Origin of the sequence: Oceanobacillus zhaokaii (genome assembly GCF_003352005.1) — a bacterium.
In the GTDB taxonomy this organism is placed as follows: domain Bacteria; phylum Bacillota; class Bacilli; order Bacillales; family Amphibacillaceae; genus Oceanobacillus; species Oceanobacillus zhaokaii.
Genome location: NZ_CP024848.1, coordinates 2779141 through 2798435, shown reverse-complemented (window position 1 = coordinate 2798435; position 19295 = coordinate 2779141). Strand labels below are relative to the sequence as shown.

Annotated in this window: 16 protein-coding genes; all 16 read left to right on the top strand. The window is 38.3% G+C overall.

Going from position 1 to position 19295, the window contains the following annotated elements; genetic code table 11:
- Window positions 1-514: 514 nt before the first annotated feature.
- The 16 genes from CUC15_RS14210 (at window position 515) to CUC15_RS14135 (ending at window position 19285) form a co-directional block, all read left to right on the top strand.
- The gene (locus CUC15_RS14210) at window positions 515-1966 is read left to right on the top strand and encodes a S41 family peptidase (protein WP_114917289.1); all 1452 of its coding nucleotides are present in this window, start codon (window positions 515-517) and stop codon (window positions 1964-1966) included.
- Between the two features lie 270 nt (window positions 1967-2236).
- A complete protein-coding gene (locus CUC15_RS14205; protein ID WP_114917288.1) occupies window positions 2237-3433 on the top strand; it encodes a PDZ domain-containing protein in 1197 nt (398 codons plus the stop codon).
- Between the two features lie 35 nt (window positions 3434-3468).
- Entirely contained in the window at window positions 3469-4242 is a 774-nt protein-coding gene (locus CUC15_RS14200) for an HAD-IIB family hydrolase (RefSeq protein ID WP_114917287.1), read from the top strand.
- Window positions 4243-4263: 21 nt separating this feature from the next.
- Complete coding sequence (locus tag CUC15_RS14195; protein WP_114917286.1) at window positions 4264-5295, top strand: S66 family peptidase; 1032 nt, start codon at window positions 4264-4266, stop codon at window positions 5293-5295.
- 469 nt (window positions 5296-5764) lie between these two features.
- On the top strand, window positions 5765-7747 hold the full coding sequence (gene uvrB / locus CUC15_RS14190) for an excinuclease ABC subunit UvrB (protein ID WP_114917285.1): 1983 nt from the start codon (window positions 5765-5767) through the stop codon (window positions 7745-7747).
- Between the two features lie 7 nt (window positions 7748-7754).
- Window positions 7755-10634 (top strand): excinuclease ABC subunit UvrA, encoded by a 2880-nt coding sequence (gene uvrA / locus CUC15_RS14185; protein WP_114917284.1) that lies wholly within the window; start codon window positions 7755-7757, stop codon window positions 10632-10634.
- A gap of 636 nt (window positions 10635-11270) precedes the next feature.
- Window positions 11271-12089 carry an NAD(+) synthase gene (gene nadE / locus CUC15_RS14180; RefSeq protein ID WP_114917283.1) on the top strand — a complete coding sequence of 273 codons (819 nt, stop codon included), beginning with the start codon at window positions 11271-11273 and terminating at the stop codon, window positions 12087-12089.
- 39 nt (window positions 12090-12128) lie between these two features.
- Window positions 12129-12479, top strand: coding sequence for a YojF family protein (locus CUC15_RS14175; RefSeq protein WP_114917282.1), 351 nt, complete (start codon window positions 12129-12131; stop codon window positions 12477-12479).
- A gap of 20 nt (window positions 12480-12499) precedes the next feature.
- Complete coding sequence (bshB2, locus tag CUC15_RS14170) at window positions 12500-13165, top strand: bacillithiol biosynthesis deacetylase BshB2 (protein ID WP_114917281.1); 666 nt, start codon at window positions 12500-12502, stop codon at window positions 13163-13165.
- A 185-nt stretch (window positions 13166-13350) separates the two neighbouring features.
- Entirely contained in the window at window positions 13351-14289 is a 939-nt protein-coding gene (gene hprK / locus CUC15_RS14165; protein WP_114917280.1) for an HPr(Ser) kinase/phosphatase, read from the top strand.
- Between the two features lie 11 nt (window positions 14290-14300).
- Complete coding sequence (gene lgt, locus CUC15_RS14160) at window positions 14301-15179, top strand: prolipoprotein diacylglyceryl transferase (RefSeq protein WP_114917279.1); 879 nt, start codon at window positions 14301-14303, stop codon at window positions 15177-15179.
- A gap of 34 nt (window positions 15180-15213) precedes the next feature.
- Window positions 15214-16173: a nucleoside recognition domain-containing protein gene (locus CUC15_RS14155; RefSeq protein WP_114917278.1), complete on the top strand. Its 960-nt coding sequence runs from the start codon at window positions 15214-15216 to the stop codon at window positions 16171-16173.
- Entirely contained in the window at window positions 16148-16783 is a 636-nt protein-coding gene (gene ppaX, locus CUC15_RS14150) for a pyrophosphatase PpaX (protein WP_114917277.1), read from the top strand. The genes CUC15_RS14155 and ppaX overlap by 26 nt, the downstream gene beginning before the upstream one ends.
- Before the next feature lie 4 nt (window positions 16784-16787).
- Entirely contained in the window at window positions 16788-17303 is a 516-nt protein-coding gene (locus tag CUC15_RS14145) for an acyltransferase (RefSeq protein WP_114917276.1), read from the top strand.
- A 4-nt stretch (window positions 17304-17307) separates the two neighbouring features.
- Window positions 17308-17853: a glycerol-3-phosphate responsive antiterminator gene (locus CUC15_RS14140; protein ID WP_114917275.1), complete on the top strand. Its 546-nt coding sequence runs from the start codon at window positions 17308-17310 to the stop codon at window positions 17851-17853.
- 601 nt (window positions 17854-18454) lie between these two features.
- On the top strand, window positions 18455-19285 hold the full coding sequence (locus CUC15_RS14135; protein ID WP_114917274.1) for an MIP/aquaporin family protein: 831 nt from the start codon (window positions 18455-18457) through the stop codon (window positions 19283-19285).
- Window positions 19286-19295 lie beyond the last annotated feature (10 nt).

The following is a 19295-nucleotide window of genomic DNA, read 5'->3' as shown; positions in this document are numbered from 1 at the left end:
CGACATCGATACATCGCACTAAGAAAATCGTACATTATTTTCGAGGAGTCTTCGTGTAGATTCTCCGCTGGGTTTCTGATAAAACTAGCGATATAGAAATAGCAACCGCACCAGTTATAGTTATCATCTTTAATCTTCGCTACGGATAGAAGATTAATGCAGTCGCAAACTTGCATATTTTAAGAGCCTGGTTTGCTAGCTGCAATAGAAACTGTAACTAGTTCACACTTTATACCATCTTATCTCTATCATCATAATACTTGGTGACAATCTGTTTGTAACAGATGATTGCAAGATGAGAAAGCTTGAGTCAAATTTATAAGAAAACAGCTTTTGTAAATATTAAGTATTAATGGAATACAAAGTGAAAAATATAGTCAGATGGAGCAGATAATGGTATGCTTTTCTATATCACATCATTAAATGAGCCACGATAACTGCTCGTTCGTAATATGTAATCAGGTAATTAAGCAATACTTGTAAGCTAAAGAATTAACAATATCGAGGTGGAAGAATGAAGATGAAAAAGTCACAGATCATTTTATTATTAGCCGCAGCATTAGTGTTAGGATTTGCTGGTGCTTACTCTGGTGTAAAATTTGCACAGCCAGAAATTGAAGGGCAGCCGAATACAATCGTAGAAGAAAGTACAGGAGAAAAAGCAAAACAAAGCTCAGGGAACTTAGAAAAGGTTACACAGGCATTTGCCCTAATCAAGGGAAATTACTTAGAAGATGTAGAAGATACACAGCTCGTTGAAGGTGCGATTGAGGGGATGCTTGCAACTCTTGAAGACCCACATAGCTCTTATATGGATGTAGAAACGATGAGTCAATTTAATGACCAAATCGAGTCTTCATTTGAAGGTATCGGTGCTGAAGTAAGTATGGTGAATGGGATTGTGACTATTGTTGCACCAATCAAAGAATCACCAGCTGAAAAAGCAGGATTAAGACCAAATGACCAAGTATTAACCGTAGATGGCGAGAGTTTGGAAGGGTTAAATTTAAACGAGGCAGTTGGAAAAATCCGTGGTGAAAAAGGATCTGAAGTTGTATTAGAAATTCAACGAACAGGAGCTTCCGAGCCTTTTGCAGTTACGATAACTCGTGATGAAATACCTGTCGAAACGGTTTATAATAAAATTGAAACAATCGATGGAAAGCAAACGGGTATTCTAGAAGTAACGAATTTTTCTACGAATACTGCAAAGGAATTTAGTGAACAATTGACAATGCTTGAAGAAGAAGGAATTGAAGGTCTAGTAATTGATGTACGTGGTAATCCGGGCGGACTATTAGATGTAGTCGAGGATATGCTGGAGCAATTTGTACCGAAAGACATCCCATATATTCAAATAGAGGACCAAGATGGCGAAAAAACACCGATTTACTCTGATTTGGATGAAAAGAAACCATATCCAATTAGTGTATTAATTGATGAAGGAAGTGCATCTGCTTCGGAAATATTGGCAGTTGCAATGAAGGAATTAGGCTATGATGTTGTTGGTCAAACAAGCTATGGAAAAGGGACGGTTCAACAAGCAATTCCATTAGGTGATGGTAGTTCCATTAAGCTAACGATGAATAAGTGGTTGTCACCTAAAGGAGAATGGATTAATGAAAAAGGTGTCGAACCAACCATTGATGCTAAACAGCCTGAATATTTTTATACTAATCCCATCATTATTGAAGAACCGCTTCGTGTAGACCATACAGGAGAGGCGATTGCAAATATGCAATTAATGTTATCAGGTATAGGTTACGAAACTGGTCGAATAGATGGTTATTTTAATAAGGAAACTGAAGAAGCTGTAAAACAATTCCAAGCAGATCAGAAACTAGAGTCTACTGGAATCGTTGATGAGGAAACAGCAGGTATGATAGAAGCAAAACTCATTGAAAAGATTCGCAGCGGTGAAGATGATCAACAATTAGAAACAGCTTTAAAAGAGATTTATAAATAAGTATTACTTGTGGTACTACATTCATTCCGCGGGACATGTTCTCGCGGATTTTCATTCAGTAGCTATCCAAAATATAGAGACTATTTTGCTGCATAGGTGCAACTTTATTTGAAGGCATGATGACAGCCCAGACTTTTCTTTTATTCGATTAACCCGCATGGACTGAATGTAATAGCGTTACTGATTGAAGGTTATGATCAAAAGCAGGGATAAATCTATTGCATATCGAATGAATAGGTAAGAGCTAACAAGAGATGGAAGGTGATCGAGATGGTAGAAATATGGTTAATAGAATTACTCAAAGGGATTGGGAAAGTTTTTCTAAATCCCTTAATATATTGGTCATTAGTGCTCCTTTTTTTTGCGGGGTATTTTCGAATTAAAAGCGAACGATTGAATTTCGGTGTAAAGGTATTTGGTTTATTTTCAGAATGGAAAAACACATGGGTAACAGCCCTAATTTCCGGAACCATTCTTTCCTTAATTATGCTTGGTTCAGGCTTCGTATTTTCATATAACACGATACTATTATTAAGTGCTATCACAATTTTACTAAGTATTGGAATGCGGTTTACAATGCTTTCTCCAAGCTATACATTAGGGATTACAATTATTTTGCTATTATTCTTACCGTTAATATTAGAAAATCAATCCTACATAGACCCAGGTTTCTTTTCAGGAGTAAATTTCTCGTCCTTAGTAATTCTGCTGGGTTTACTTCTGTTTGTAGAGGCAATTCTAATTCAAAATGTGAAGCGTAATAAGACATACCCTAGCCTTGTCTTGGGAAATCGTGGGATATGGATTGGACAGCATCGATTAAAGAAGTTTGCTCTCATTCCATTCTTCATCCTCGTTCCAACTGGAATGATTACACCTTTCGCACCATTTTGGCCGTATTTTTCGATTGGCGGAGAGTCATTCAGCATCTTACTTGTTCCATTTGTGCTTGGGTTTGATTTTTTTGTCAGGGGGAGTCTGCCAAAAAATGCGGCAAGGAAACTTGCTAAATCGATTACCATATTGAGTATTTTAGTTGTTCTTATTGGCATTGGCAGCATATATGCACCAAGCTTAGCACTCGTTGCAGTAATCATCGCTATCTTTGGAAGGGAATGGATTCAATATCGCTACAAAGTGAATGACCGTGCAGATGTACCATATTTTCATCCAGAAGATAAAGGCATGAAAATACTAGGAATCATTCCTGGTACACCTGCAGAACGTCTCGATATACTGATCGGTGAATCAATTATTAAAGTCAATGGGATAAAAATTAACTCAGAACAAGATTTTTACAGCGCACTGCAAAGCAGTGGTGCATACTTCAAATTAGAAGTTGTTGATGATGCGAATGAAATGCGATTTGTTCAAGGTGCATTTTATGAAGGGGATCATCATGAATTGGGATTAATTTTCACAACAAAGCCGTACCGAGAAAAATCGAAGCGAAAGAATATTAGTTAAGCTTACAGTTGGCATTAAGTTGGGGGGGAAATAATATGCAGTTTGTATTTGATTTAGATGGAACCATTTGTTTTAAGGGGCAGCCGGTAGCAGGTAAAATTCTTGATGCTTTAGCTGCATTAACAAAAGATGGAGATGAGGTAATATTTGCTTCTGCAAGACCAATTCGCGATATGCTTCCTGTCATAAGGGAGGATTTCCACTCGTACACAATGATCGGCGGCAATGGTTCGCTTATTTCCCAAAATGGAAAGATTGTCTATTCAAAGTCTTTTAGTGATAGAGAATTGCTTGATATACGCAGACTAATCGAGTCATTTGACGTGAAATATTTAATTGATGGGGAATGGGATTATTCGTATACTGGTCCAAATCACCATCCAATTTTGCAAAATTTAGATTCTGCTAAACTAGCTATGAATGTGAAGTTGGAATCGCTAGCATCTATTGTTAAAATCTTGATATTAGAATCAAATGACAACGAACTATTAGAGGAAGAATTATCCAAATTAAATATAACTATTCATAAACATGGAGACGAAAATGTGTTCGATTTAAGTCCCAGGGGAATTGATAAATGGAGCGCACTTCAGCAATTAGGTGTTCAGCGTGGAAATTATATTGCCTTTGGAAACGATGCGAACGATCGAACAATGTTTGAAAATGCCGTGCATACAGTTATGATCGGTTACCATCAACAGTTGGCACCATTGTCAAAAGAAACGATTCAGGCTGAAGAGGATCCGGAAGATGCAATAATTGAGAAGATACATGAGCTTGCGGGTAAGTATAAATTAATAGAATCCTAATATCAAAAAGGGGATACGATCATGCTGATTAAACCGAAGAAATTGCAACGAGGAGATAAAGTAGCTACTGTTAGTCCCTCCTGGGGAGGGGCTGGCGATCCCGAACTAAAATGGCGATATGAGCAAGGAGTAAAACGGCTTGAAAAAGTATTTGGACTTCAAGTTGTGCCGATGCCGAATAGCTTAAAGGGGTCCAAATATAATTATGAGAATCCTGAAGCACGTGCAGCTGATTTGAATGCCGCATTTGCAGATAAAACAATTAAGGGAATCATTGCGAATATTGGTGGAGAAGATAGTATTCGATTACTCCCTTACATTGATCTCAAGGCAATGCGGGAAAATCCCAAGGTATTTATGGGGTATTCTGATGTGACCATTTCTCATCTATTTTGTCATAAAGCAGGTATCTCTAGCTTTTATGGACCTGCAATTCTAACGGACTTTGCTGAAAATGTGGAAATGGATGCATATACGGTTGATAAAATAGAGCGGACGTTGTTTTCCAATGAAATAATTGGCGAAATTCAACCAGCAGAAGAATGGACAAGTGAATTTCTGGAATGGGATATCGTCAATAAAGATACACGACGGAAGCTGCAACCGAATAATGGGTATGAAGTATTACTAGGCAGTGGGACTGTAAAAGGTCGCTTAATTGGCGGTTGTATCGAAGTTTTAGAGTTTGCAAAAGGAACAATCCTTTGGCCAGAAGAAAAATACTGGCAGGATAGTATTCTATTTTTTGAAACATCAGAAGAGAAGCCTGCACCAGAATTGTTAAAGTATTGGCTAAGAAATTATGCTTCACAAGAGATTTTGCAAAAAGCAAACGGGATTATTTTTGGCAAACCACAAGATGAGACCTATTATGACGAATATAAAGAAGTAATTTTACAGGTAATGAAAGAATATAAACTTGAACATTTACCAATACTCTATAATCTGAACTTCGGCCACACAGAACCGAAGTTTATCTTGCCATACGGAGCAATGGCGGAAATTGATTGCACAAAAGCGACATTTTCCATCTTAGAAAGTGGCGTAAGCTAATAAGAACTTCCACCATACAACAAACTGGTGGAAGTTTTTTCTATTGGCCGTTTTCTCAAATATTTATTGTTTTTCAGCTATGGATGATTATTAGAGTTGATATTAAGGATATGGAATCTTGGGTTTTTAGATTCTGCATTATCCTCAGTGGAAGAAATACACTGAGACTCCTGCGGGAAGAAGAGCTAGATGTGACTCTGAAGTGCGCCAGCACAAAGAGGCTCATCAGTTCCCCTAAGGTGCGCGCAGTGTATTTCTGGAGCGATAGCCAAGGATGCAAATATCATTCAAAATAAGCTTCATTTTATATAAATAGCAACAAACTAAGCAAAAATGATTCTTCCATCCTTTTTATGGGTAAAATAAACATAGACATCCAATGCATTATAATCGAATATTTGTTCGTTATTTGTTAAAATAGATTATATAATATGGTAGAATAGGGATAGAAGGAACGGAGGCGTGTTGATTGAAAAATAAATTTGAACTAGTTTCGCAATATCAACCAGCCGGAGATCAACCAACGGCAATTAAAGAAATTACCGAGAAAGTTTTAGCAGGACAGCGATATCAAACATTACTCGGTGCAACAGGAACAGGAAAAACCTTTACAATCTCTAATGTTGTCCAAGAAATTAATCGACCAACACTTGTGATTGCCCACAATAAAACATTAGCTGGACAGTTATATAGTGAGTTTAAAGAGTTTTTCCCGAACAATGCTGTCGAGTATTTTGTAAGCTATTATGATTATTACCAACCAGAAGCATATGTCCCATCTACAGATACCTTTATTGAGAAAGATGCGAGCATCAATGATGAAATTGATAAACTACGTCACTCTGCAACCTCTTCTTTATTTGAACGTGAAGATGTGTTAATTGTTGCAAGTGTTTCATGTATATATGGTCTCGGTAATCCAGAAGAATACCGTAACCAAGTACTCTCGATTCGAATGGGAATGGAAAAGGATCGGGATCAATTATTACGTAATCTTGTAGATATTCAATATGCAAGAAATGATATTAATTTCCAGCGCGGAACGTTTCGAGTACGAGGGGATTCCGTAGAAATTATTCCAGCATCAAGAGAAGAAAATTGTTATCGCATCGAATTTTTCGGTGATGAAATTGACCGTATTCGTGAGGTCGATGCATTAACAGGAGAAATTATTGGTGATCGAGAGCATATAGCAATTTTCCCTGCATCTCACTTCGTTACAGGGGAAGAAAAGATGAAGCTGGCAATTAAAAATATTGAATTGGAATTAGAGGAACAGTTAAAAAAAATGCGGGCGGAAAATAAGCTGTTAGAAGCACAGCGACTTGAGCAAAGGACCAATTATGATTTAGAAATGATGAATGAAATGGGCTTTTGTTCTGGGATTGAAAACTATTCCCGTCATTTAACTTTACGAGAAGCAGGGGCAACACCTTATACACTAATCGATTATTTCCCAGAGGATTTTCTTATAGTTGTCGATGAGTCCCATGTTTCCTTGCCGCAAATTAGGGGCATGTATAATGGAGACCAAGCGAGAAAACAAGTTCTGGTTGACCATGGATTTAGACTTCCCTCTGCACTTGATAATCGGCCATTAAAATTTGAAGAGTTTGAGGCAAAAGCGAAACAATTTGTATTTGTTTCAGCGACACCTGGTCCATATGAGCTGGAGCATACTCCGGAAATGACAGAACAAATTATTCGTCCAACTGGATTATTAGATCCTGAAATTGAAATCCGCCCTATTGAAGGACAAATTGATAATTTAATAGGAGAAATCAATAAACGAGTCGATAAAAATGAGCGTGTTCTAGTTACGACGTTAACGAAGAAGATGTCAGAGGATTTGACTGATTATTTAAAAGAGCTTGGTATGAAGGTTGCCTACTTGCATTCAGAGATTAAAACATTGGAGCGAATTGAAGTCATCCGTGATTTACGAGTAGGGAAATACGATGTCTTAATTGGAATAAACTTACTGCGGGAAGGTTTAGACATCCCAGAAGTATCTCTTGTTGCTATTCTTGATGCTGATAAAGAAGGGTTCTTACGTTCGGAACGCTCCCTTATTCAAACGATGGGACGTGCAGCACGGAATGAGAATGGTAGAGTAATTATGTATGCAGATAAAATAACGAATTCGATGCAGTTGGCGATAGATGAAACGAATCGTCGTCGGGAAATTCAAATGGCATATAATGAAAAACACCATATCACACCAAAAACCATTAAGAAGGAAATTCGTGATGTTATTCAAGCGACGATCGCGGCTGAAGAGCAAACAGAATATGAAAGCCCTACAAAGAAATTAACGAACCTATCGAAGAAAGAAAAAGAAAAAGTAATCAATCAAATGGAGAAGGAAATGAAGGAAGCCGCCAAGTCGCTTGATTTTGAAAAGGCTGCAGAACTTCGTGATATTATCTTTGAATTGAAAGCGGGAGCGTGATGATAGCATGTCAAGGAAGAAAATTGAAATATTAGGTGCAAGAGCAAATAATTTAAAAAATATTGATCTATCAATTCCTAAAAACAAATTAGTCGTTGTAACTGGACTATCTGGTTCAGGAAAATCATCACTCGCCTTTGATACGATTTATGCAGAGGGGCAACGGCGTTATGTTGAATCCCTATCTGCTTATGCAAGACAATTTTTAGGACAAATGGATAAGCCAGATGTGGATTCAATCGAAGGATTATCGCCAGCAATTTCAATTGACCAAAAAACAACAAGTAAAAATCCAAGATCAACTGTTGGAACGGTGACAGAAATCTATGACTATTTACGATTACTGTATGCAAGAGTGGGGAGACCAACATGCCCAAAACACGGCATTGAAATTAGCTCGCAAACGGTACAGCAAATGGTCGATCGTATTTTGGAATATCCCGAACGGACAAAGATTCAAATTCTAGCACCAATTATTTCTGGACGTAAGGGCGAACATGTAAAAGTCTTTGAAAAGCTGAAACAAGAAGGATATGTTCGAATTCGCGTAGATAAAGAAATGCGGGAAGTAACCGAAGAAATCAAGCTGGAAAAGAATAAAAAGCATTCAATTGAAGTTGTTGTCGATCGAATTGTTGTCAAAGAAGGAATTACTGGACGTCTAAGTGATTCAATCGAAACGGCACTTGGTCTAGGGGAAGGAACAATAATAGTCGATGTAATCGGTGAAGAGGAATTGACCTTCAGTGAGAATCATGCATGTCCAATTTGCGGTTTTTCAATTGGTGAGCTCGAACCTCGATTATTTTCATTTAACAGTCCATTCGGAGCGTGTCCTACATGTGATGGATTGGGAACTAAATTAGAGGTTGATGTTGATTTAGTAATTCCTGACTATGAAAGGACACTGAATGACGGTGCAATAGCGCCGTGGGAACCAATTAGCTCGCAGTATTACCCACAGCTGCTGAAAAGTGCTTGTGATCATTTTAATATTGATATGGATATTCCAGTTAAAGATATTCCGAAAGAACAACTTGATATTATTCTATATGGTAGTGGCAAAGAAAAAATTCATTTCTATTATGAAAATGAATTTGGTAATATCCGTGATACCGATATTTTATTCGAAGGGGTCATCAATAATGTTAAACGACGTTATCGCGAGACATCTTCTGAATTTATTCGTGAAACATTAGAAAAATATATGGCGCAAAGCGCATGTAAAACCTGTAAAGGCCATCGTCTGAAACAAGAAGCTTTAGCGGTGTTAATCAATGGTTTTCACATTAGTAATGTAACAGATTACTCAATTGCTGAATCATTGGAGTTCTTTAAGCATCTTGAACTAACAGAAAAAGAACAACAAATTTCTAAAATGATTTTGAAGGAAATTGATAATCGTCTGGAATTCTTATTAAATGTTGGGCTTGATTATTTAACGCTATCACGTACTGCGGGTACCTTATCTGGTGGAGAGGCACAGCGGATACGCTTAGCAACACAGATTGGTTCAGCATTAACTGGTGTCCTTTATGTCCTTGATGAACCATCAATAGGACTTCATCAGCGTGATAATGATCGGCTAATTGAAACATTACAGCATATGCGTGATTTAGATAATACATTAATCGTAGTCGAGCATGATGAAGATACGATGCGTGCAGCAGACTGGTTGATTGATATTGGCCCAGGGGCTGGAGAACATGGTGGCCAAGTGATTGCAAGTGATACACCAGAAAATGTTATCAACAATCCAAATTCCTTGACTGGTCGATATCTAGCTGGCAAAGAATTTATTGCATTACCAGCAGAACGACGAAAAGCAGATAAACGAAAAATAGAAATTGTTGGTGCTGCGGAAAATAATCTTAAGAATGTTTCCGTAAAAATCCCAATTGGTTTAATGACTGTCGTTACCGGAGTATCAGGCTCTGGAAAAAGTACTCTAGTTAATGAAATTTTATATAAATCTCTTGCTAAACAACTTTACCGTGGTAAACATAAACCTGGAAAACATAAAGCTATTAAAGGGCTGGAGAACATAGAGAAAGTAATTGATATTGATCAATCACCTATTGGCCGAACGCCAAGATCAAACCCAGCAACCTATACAAGTGTGTTTGACGATATCCGCGATGTATTCGCACAAACCAACGAAGCAAAGGTGCGTGGCTATAAGAAGGGCCGCTTTAGTTTTAATGTAAAAGGTGGCCGCTGTGAAGCTTGCCGTGGCGATGGTATTATCAAAATCGAAATGCATTTTCTCCCTGATGTTTATGTCCCATGTGAGGTATGTCATGGAAAACGTTATAACCGCGAAACGCTGGAAGTTAAATATAAAGGTAAGTCTATTGCAGATATCTTGGATATGCGCATTGAAGATTCTGTAGAATTTTTTGCACCGATACCAAAGATTAAACGCAAACTGGAAACGTTAAATGATGTTGGTCTTGGTTATGTTACATTGGGACAGCCGGCAACCTCATTGTCTGGTGGAGAAGCACAGCGGGTGAAGCTGGCTAGCGAACTTCATAAACGTTCTAACGGAAAAACGGTTTATATTCTTGATGAACCAACAACAGGACTACATGTAGATGATATTAAACGATTATTAGTTGTCTTGAAACGACTGGTGGATAATGGAGATACAGTTGTAATCATTGAGCATAATTTAGATGTGATTAAGACCGCAGACCATATTATCGATTTAGGTCCTGAAGGTGGAGACCGAGGTGGCACAATTGTTGCAACTGGAACACCTGAAGAAATAGCTGAAGCTACTGATGTTTCGTATACAGGGCGTTATTTAAAGGAAGTTTTAGAACGTGATCGTCAGCGGATGGAGGAATTAATTGAAACAAAAGAAAAAATCAGCACGAAATAAAAGGAAGGCAGTAAGTAGTATAACAGCTATTTACTGCCTTACGTCTTTCTCAGGCAAAGTATTCACTGTTTCTTTCACTCAAAACAAGGGTAAGCCTAATATAAGAGGGCAAACAAATCACCAGAAGTTACAGTGGCTCTGATATTAGAACATATACAACCTGCCAAGCGATAGTTCCTAGTTACAGTTGATATAAAGTGCGAACTAGTGAAAATTGTGATTTCAGATCTGGGTGGGGAGGTGCTATTAGAGTCTTCATTCCTCGAGCTAAATCAATTACGATCACTAGTAGGTTTGCCATTTCTAGTTACTGCACTATCTCCAGCGGAAGAAATACACGAAGACTCCTGCGGGAAGCAGAGCCTAGGTGAGACTTCGAGGTGCGCAAGCACAAGAAGGCTCACCAGCTCCCCTAAGGTGCGCTCCGTGTATTTCTGGAGCGACTGGTCTGAGAATCCGTAGCACATTAAAACAGTTCGCACTTTAAATAGTAATAAACAATACAAAATGAACCTACATGAAAATTATTGCTATGCTAAAAGTACAGGAAGAAACCTAGCAATCAAAATTATGATATTATAGTAACGTGAATATGAATGTTTGCCTCATAGTTAATGAATAGGAGGAAGAAATTCCATGAGTTTTCAACAACAAATAATTAATGAACTTCATGTAAAACCAGTGATAGATCCTAAAGAGGAGATCCGTAATCGAATTGATTTTCTTAAAGTATATTTATCGAAATCTACTTCCAATGGATTTGTATTAGGTATTAGTGGTGGGCAAGATTCTACCTTGGCTGGTAAACTAGCACAATTAGCCGTAGAAGAATTGCGAAGTGAAGGTAAGGATGCAAGCTTTACTGCTGTTCGATTGCCATATATGCAACAGGCAGATGAAGAGGACGCACTGCTAGCATTAGATTTTATCAAACCAGATAAATCGATTACCTTAAATATTACTCAGGCTGTAGATGCGTTTACTGCAAGCTATTTAACTGCAGCGGACGAGGAGTTGAGTGATTTTGATAAAGGGAATGTGAAGGCAAGAATCAGGATGATTGCACATTATGCAATTGGTGGAATGAATGATTTACTTGTGATTGGAACAGACCACGCAGCAGAAAATGTAACAGGCTTTTATACGAAATATGGTGATGGTGGGGCTGATGTTTTGCCACTTGCAGGATTAAATAAACGTCAAGGACGTGCACTATTGAAAGAACTGGGTGCGATAGATAGACTGTATTTGAAGGTGCCAACAGCAGATCTACTCGACCATAAGCCACTGCAGTCAGATGAAACGGAATTAGGGATAAGCTATGATGTGCTTGATGATTACCTAGAAGGAAAGGTTGTAGCTGCAGAGGATGCGGCTAAAATTGAAGCCCGTTATCTAATTTCTCAGCATAAACGACACCAGCCAGCTTCAATGTTTGATGCTTGGTGGAAGTAATCTGTTATATAGAATGGATAGAAAGTTGGAGATGTTACTGTGAAGCCAATTGAAATTGATAAAGTACAAGAGATGTTACAGGAATTTGAAAATAAAGAGGTTTATGTCCACCTCGAGACAACCAACGGGGCTTATGCAAGTCATATTAATGAGAGGGCTTATAATGTTGGGGCGTATATTCGTAATGCTAAGCTTTCATTCAGCAAAGCCAAAATAGTTGGCAATGGGAGATCCTATCGTGTTGGTTTAAAGACAGAAATAGGCTGGGTTTATGCAGAAGGATTATCCGATTGGGTTATCAACGAGGATAAACAGCTACTATTAGCTGGACATGATCGTGAAGGGCGTCTGATGGTTGCTCTTGAAATAAGTGAAGCACCGTTTAAATAAACAGGAAATAGGTGGTCGTTATGGAAAAACATGTTGTTGTTATTTATCCACATCCGGATGATGAAGCATTTGGTGCTGCGGGAACAATTGCTAAATTTCGCAATGAAGGCGTTCCCGTTACATATTTATGTGGAACATTAGGTGAGATGGGAAGAAATATGGGTACACCTACATATGCAAACCGAGAATCTCTTCCAGGTATTCGTAAAAAGGAACTAATCAAAGCGTGTGAAGTTCTGGATATCGATTTAGAAATGCTAGGATACCGTGACAAGACAATTGAATTTGAAGATAGAAAGGAAATGGCAGCAAATCTGAAAGGCTATTTAGATAAAATAAAGCCAAGCCTCGTAATTACACATTACCCAGATTATGCAGTTCATCCTGACCATAATGCATTTGGTGCAGCAGCTATTGAAGCGGTCGCACAAATGAACCCAGAGAATCGTCCAACCATTTGGGCACAAGCTTTTTCTAATAATCACCTTGAAGCATTAGGAGCGCCAGATATTACCAATGATATTACTCCGTTCTTTGATAAAAAGCTGGAGGCAATATTAGCTCATGATTCGCAAGCAAATGTCTCACTTAATTTGCAACGGCCGAATGAGGATCCTGCAATGGATGCGAAAGAGCGTGCTAAATTGCGTTTAGGGGTAGAGCAATTTTATACCTGGGAATTTTAGTTCAGACGATTTAGCTGGTACAATACGCAACAATCTTGGAATAATTAACCACGTAAGATCACAAAAAACGTAGGCGCACTGCCTACGTTTTTTGGCAAGGCAGTTTTCAGGCTTGGTGACAACGAAGTTTTCTAATGCTACAATTAGAATCAGTTAGCGAAATTGAATGGAGGGATTAATGAAAGATGGGAATAACAGTAAGAACAAGAGACTTAGTAGACAATTTTAATTTGACATTAATTGCAGGAAAAGATGGCTTACATAGAGAAATTATCACCAGCGATATTTCGCGTCCTGGTATGGAAATGACTGGATATTTCAAATATTATCCAAAGGAAAGATTACAGTTGATCGGGAAAACAGAAATGGCATATTTCCTAGAACTTACGGATGAAGAAAAGAGAGATCGTGCCGAACGACTTTGTACAGATATTACCCCGGGAATAATTATTTCAAGAGGGATGAAGGTTCCTGAGATATTGATCGAGGCTGCAAATGAAGCAGGTGTACCAATTCTGCGGTCACCTAGAAAAACAACGAGGGTTATTAGTCGGATTACCAATTTCCTTGAAGGGAAATTTGCTCCTTTTACAGCTATTCATGGTGTATTAGTAGATATATATGGTGTTGGGGTACTAATAACAGGTCAGAGCGGAGTCGGTAAAAGTGAGACAGCATTGGAGCTTGTAAAGCGCGGACATCGACTAGTTGCGGATGATAATGTAGAAATTAGACAAGAAGATTACGATAGCCTAATCGGAAATGCCCCACCACTAATTGAACATATGCTGGAAATTCGCGGTCTTGGTATCATTAACGTAATGACTTTATTTGGTGCTGGGTCTGTTAGAACAAAAAAGCGGATATCAATGGTAATTACCCTGGAAAACTGGGAAGAAGGCAAGCAGTATGAGCGCTTAGGTCTTGATGATAATCAAATGAAAATTATGGATGTTCACTTACCAAATGCAACCATACCTGTTCGGCCTGGAAGAAACCTCGCAGTTATTATTGAGGTTGCAGCAATGAATTTTCGACTGAAAAGAATGGGAGTAAACGCAGCACAGGAATTCTCTGATCGTTTAACAAATATGATTGAGCATGAAAAAGACTCTTTAAAATAGGGGATGGTTAGATGATTTATAATGTTGCACCGATAGATCGCGTATTTTTGGAAATTGGTCCTCTAACCATTTATTGGTATGGTGTGATTATTGCAGCTGGAGCTGCACTAGGACTATGGCTAGCGATGAAAGAGGCAGATCGCTTAAGGCTTAATAAGGAATTATTGATTGATTTTATCGTCTTTGCTGTTCCAATAGCAATTATTTTTGCACGGATTTATTATGTGATTTTTGAATGGGAGCGATACGCCAATGGCCCATGGTGGGGTGTATTTGCAATCTGGGAAGGTGGAATTGCAATCCATGGTGCTGTTATAGGGGGAGTCTTAACGGCGATTGTTTTTGCTCGAGTTAGAAAGATATCCTTTTGGCAATTAGCAGATATTGTTGCACCAAGCCTTATTTTAGGACAAGCAATTGGCCGCTGGGGGAATTTCATGAATCAAGAGGCACATGGTGGACCAATCTCAGAAGATTCGATTGCTACGTTTTATCAGGTGCTGCCAGATTTTATTATGAACCAAATGACAATTGATGGTGTCACATACCATCCAACATTTTTATATGAATCAACATGGAATATACTCGTCTTCGTACTATTACTATTATTGCGCAGAATGAATGTTTTACGTGGAGAAATATTCTTAAGCTATATTATTTTCTATTCGATTGGACGCTATTTCATTGAAGGAATGCGAACAGATAGTTTATATGTTATTGGTGAACTGAGAACGGCTCAGCTTCTGTCGATTGTGTTAATTATTATTGGTATTATATTGATCATCTATCGTCGGAAAACAACGACTGTCAGATATAATGATGTTCCACCTCCGGAGAAAAAATCACCAAAGAATGGCAACAAAGCAAGGAAGCAAAAGAAGAGAAAATAACAATAATAAGTTAATTTGCAAGGTGGGATATTGAATGAATGGGATATTGAAACGTGGATTTTTACAAGGTTTAACAACAACTTGGACGTTAGGAAAGGTTATTTTTCCGATTACGTTAATTGTGACAATATTACAATTTACGCCTGTGTTACCTTGGATTATTGAACAATTAGAGCCAATCATGGGTTTGATTGGCCTGTCAGGAGAAGCAGCAGTCCCGCTAGTTCTCGGTAACACCTTAAATTTATATGCGGGTATTGCTGCTATTGTCTCTTTTGATTTTAGTGTAAAAGAGGTATTCATTATGGCAATGATGCTTTCTTTCTCACATAATCTGTTTATAGAATCTGCTGTTGCCTCAAGAGTTGGAGTGCGATGGTGGATTATTGTTGGAGTTCGCGTGTTCCTCGCGATATTCGCTGCGTTTGTAATAAATTTATTATGGAGCGGTGGTGGAGAACTTGCACAATATGGTTTAATATCTGCAACTGAGGTAGCGCCAGTCGGATGGGGAGAAATTATCCTGCATGGTATCGAAACAGCAATAATCGCTATTATACAATTGGCATTAATTGTTATTCCATTAATGATTATCATGCAATTTTTACGTGAAAAAGGCTGGCTTACGAAGCTATCCAATTTACTTGCACCGTTCATGAAATTCCTTGGGATGGATAAGAGTGCATCGATGACAATGGTTGCTGGTTTAACGATTGGTCTAGCTTATGGTGCAGGTCTAATGATTCAAGCAGTAAAAGAAGATGGTGTTTCTAAAAAGGATATGTATCTTGCACTAATCTTTCTTGTTTCTTGTCATGCCGTAGTAGAGGATACGCTAGTCTTTATCCCATTAGGAATTCCAGTTTGGCCATTATTGGTTATTCGATTATCAACAGCAATTATTATGACTATCATCGTCGCCTTTTTCTGGAGACGTGCAGAGAATAGTAAACGGAAGGAAGCAAAAAATGAACATAGATACGGTACTTTTTGATTTAGATGGAACACTAATTGATACGAACCAGCTTATTATCGATTCATTTAAGTATACTTTTAATCACTATCAACTAACATTTACAGAAGAAGAGATAATCGATTTTAATGGACCGCCACTAATCGAAACATTTCATAATATTGATCCGGATCGGGTAGAAGAAATGATTGCAAAGTATCGGGAACATAATCTTGCGGAACATGATAATTATGTTAAAGCTTTTCCACTAGTAAGGGAAACCTTAGAAGAACTAAAAAAGAATAATATAAGACTGGGAATTGTCACTACAAAGATGAAGGCAACTGCAATAAAAGGGTTAGTACTTACAGGATTGGATTCATTTTTCGATACGATTATTACGTTAGATGATGTAACGCATCCGAAGCCACATCCGGAACCGGTTATGAAAGCAATGCAGACATTAGGTGCCGAAGCAAGTGCGACCTTAATGGTTGGTGACAACTCTCACGATATTGAATCTGGGAATAATGCTGGTGTACTGACTGCTGGAGTTGCTTGGTCATTGAAAGGAAGAGAACGTCTTCTCGCACATCATCCAACATATCTGATAGAGGATATGCGTGATTTATTGACAATAGTAGGAGTGTAGGTGTATGCGGAAAACCGAGCGATATAAGATAGAAGGACCTAATTCATTATGGCAATTATATAAAACAGTATCATTTTGGAAGGTTTTTAAAAATACGGTTATCATCCTAATCGTTAAATTCGTCCCTTTTATGGGGTTGAAAAACTGGTTATATCGCACATTCCTAAAAATGAAAATCGGCGATCATACAGCGATTGCGTTTATGGTCACTCCAGATATTATGTTCCCTGAAAAAATAAAGATTGGAAGAAATAGTATCATTGGTTATAACACAACAATCTTGGCACATGAATATTTAATTGATGAATATAGACTGGGGGAAGTGAGTATTGGCGACGAGGTAATGATTGGCGCCAATACGACCATTTTACCTGGTATAACAATCGGTGACCGTGCGATTGTATCGGCAGGAGCAGTCATACACAAGGACGTGCCTGCAGGTGCTTTTGTAGGGGGGAATCCAATGAAACTAATTTATACAAAAGAAGAGATGGAAAAGAGAAATAGTTCTAGGCGGTGAAAAAATGGACGTTCCTAAAGGAGTAATTCCTGCAATTCGATCGATGAAAAATTTTGACAAAGCCTTGGAAACTAGACATGAAACTATTATTTTCTTAGAAACCCGGCTCGGGCAGTTGAAGAGTATGGTCGATTATGCAAAACGAGCAAATAAGAAGGTCCTTATTCATTTTGACTTAATACAAGGGTTGAAAGCAGATGAATATGGAATGGAGTTTTTAATTCGTGAAATTAAGCCAGATGGCATTTTATCGACAAGGGCAAATGTTATATCGTTGGCAAAGAAACATAAGCTATTAGCGATTCAGCGGATGTTCTTACTTGATAGTTTAGCACTGGATCATAATTTAAAACTTATTGAACGTTCACGACCAGATTGTATCGAGGTTCTTCCTGGATTAATGCCTAGCATGATAGAACAAATTTATGAAAATACGAAGCTGCCGCTTATTGCTGGTGGATTAATTACAAAGGAAGAGGATGTCAGAAATGCACTCGATGCAGGTGCAATTGCTATTTCTACATCTGAGAAATATTTATGGGATTTTTAATAAAACTCGAATTAAGATAAGTTGCTATTTATATAGACTGCGGACAAATTTATTAAGAGATTTCTCTCAGGCCGCTCGCTCCAGAAATACACAGAGCGCACCTTAGGGGGCCTGGCGAGCCTTCTTGCAGTACTAACTTCGAAGTCTCGCCGAGGCCATTCCTCCCGCAGTAGCTGATGCGTTGCCCACGGAAAGCGACTGTCCGTAGCGGAAATCAACGTTGCGCTTAGTCCGTACTTTATTTCCACTACTAAATGCTATCCTTCAATTTGAAGATTAGTTAACAACTGTACTCATTTCTTAAGTGAAATTTTTTACTAGTTTAGGAAAATCGTTTGACAGCGGTTACAAAATGAGATATAGTGAATAGACAAGTTAATTATGTGATGGAGAAATGGAGACCCACATTGCAATCGTACTAGCTTAGGGAGGAGTATGTTTATTGTATTGTGGGTCTCTTTCTGTTTCATAATTTTACTAGTTCGCTAGTAAGATAGTAATAGGTAAGACGTTGCTGTCTTCCATAGTGAATGAAGGCTGTCCAAGAAAATCTAGGGCAAGCCATAGGTAGAAAAATATAAATCAAAAGGGGTGTAGTGGGATGTCGGAGTTCTTAGGTGAATTGATTGGCACAATGGTTCTTATCATCTTCGGTGGCGGAGTAGTCGGCGGTGTAGTATTGAAAAATACGAAAGCAGAAGGGGCAGGCTGGATTGTAATCACAATTGGTTGGGGATTAGCTGTTACAATGGGGGTATATGCAGTAGGGAAGTTTACAGGTGCACACTTAAATCCAGCTGTAACATTGGGATTTGCATCTGTTGGTGATTTTCCATGGGCAAAGGTTCCAGTATATATTAGTGCGCAAATTCTCGGCGCGTTTATCGGGGGAATTATCGTATTTCTTAATTATTTGCCGCATTGGAAAGCTACGAAGGATCAAGCTGCAAAACTAGCTGTGTTCTCAACTGGTCCAGCGATTCGAAGTCCATTCTCTAATTTAATTAGTGAAATAATTGGAACATTTATTTTAGTGATGGGGCTAATGTTTATTGGTGCAAATGAATTTACAGAAGGTTTAAATCCATTAATCGTTGGTGCATTAATCGTCGCTATTGGTATGTCCCTTGGAGGAACTACAGGTTATGCGATAAATCCTGCACGCGACTTAGGCCCACGAATTGCACATGCGTTACTGCCGATTCCTGGTAAAGGCAGCTCAGACTGGAGCTATTCATGGATTCCTATCGTCGGTCCAATACTTGGTGGAATATATGGAGCAGTGTTTTATCATGCAATATTCTTAGGAAACTTCTCTACCCTGTTTTGGATTTTTAGTGTGATTGTAGCAGTTATTATAGTTGGAGCAGCATATACAGAATTAACGAAAAGTGATAATAGTTCGCAAAAAATACAAGAAAAAATTGGATAGGAGAGAATAT

Excerpts from the sequence above, each read along its gene's own strand:
- CUC15_RS14210 (WP_114917289.1), top strand. The coding sequence starts at position 515 with ATGAAGATGAAAAAGTCACAGATCATTTTATTATTAGCCGCAGCATTA.
- CUC15_RS14205 (WP_114917288.1), top strand. The coding sequence starts at position 2,237 with ATGGTAGAAATATGGTTAATAGAATTACTCAAAGGGATTGGGAAAGTT.
- CUC15_RS14200 (WP_114917287.1), top strand. The coding sequence starts at position 3,469 with ATGCAGTTTGTATTTGATTTAGATGGAACCATTTGTTTTAAGGGGCAG.
- CUC15_RS14195 (WP_114917286.1), top strand. The coding sequence starts at position 4,264 with ATGCTGATTAAACCGAAGAAATTGCAACGAGGAGATAAAGTAGCTACT.
- uvrA (WP_114917284.1), top strand. The coding sequence starts at position 7,755 with ATGTCAAGGAAGAAAATTGAAATATTAGGTGCAAGAGCAAATAATTTA.
- nadE (WP_114917283.1), top strand. The coding sequence starts at position 11,271 with ATGAGTTTTCAACAACAAATAATTAATGAACTTCATGTAAAACCAGTG.
- bshB2 (WP_114917281.1), top strand. The coding sequence starts at position 12,500 with ATGGAAAAACATGTTGTTGTTATTTATCCACATCCGGATGATGAAGCA.
- hprK (WP_114917280.1), top strand. The coding sequence starts at position 13,351 with ATGGGAATAACAGTAAGAACAAGAGACTTAGTAGACAATTTTAATTTG.
- lgt (WP_114917279.1), top strand. The coding sequence starts at position 14,301 with ATGATTTATAATGTTGCACCGATAGATCGCGTATTTTTGGAAATTGGT.
- CUC15_RS14155 (WP_114917278.1), top strand. The coding sequence starts at position 15,214 with ATGAATGGGATATTGAAACGTGGATTTTTACAAGGTTTAACAACAACT.
- ppaX (WP_114917277.1), top strand. The coding sequence starts at position 16,148 with ATGAACATAGATACGGTACTTTTTGATTTAGATGGAACACTAATTGAT.
- CUC15_RS14145 (WP_114917276.1), top strand. The coding sequence starts at position 16,788 with ATGCGGAAAACCGAGCGATATAAGATAGAAGGACCTAATTCATTATGG.
- CUC15_RS14140 (WP_114917275.1), top strand. The coding sequence starts at position 17,308 with ATGGACGTTCCTAAAGGAGTAATTCCTGCAATTCGATCGATGAAAAAT.
- CUC15_RS14135 (WP_114917274.1), top strand. The coding sequence starts at position 18,455 with ATGTCGGAGTTCTTAGGTGAATTGATTGGCACAATGGTTCTTATCATC.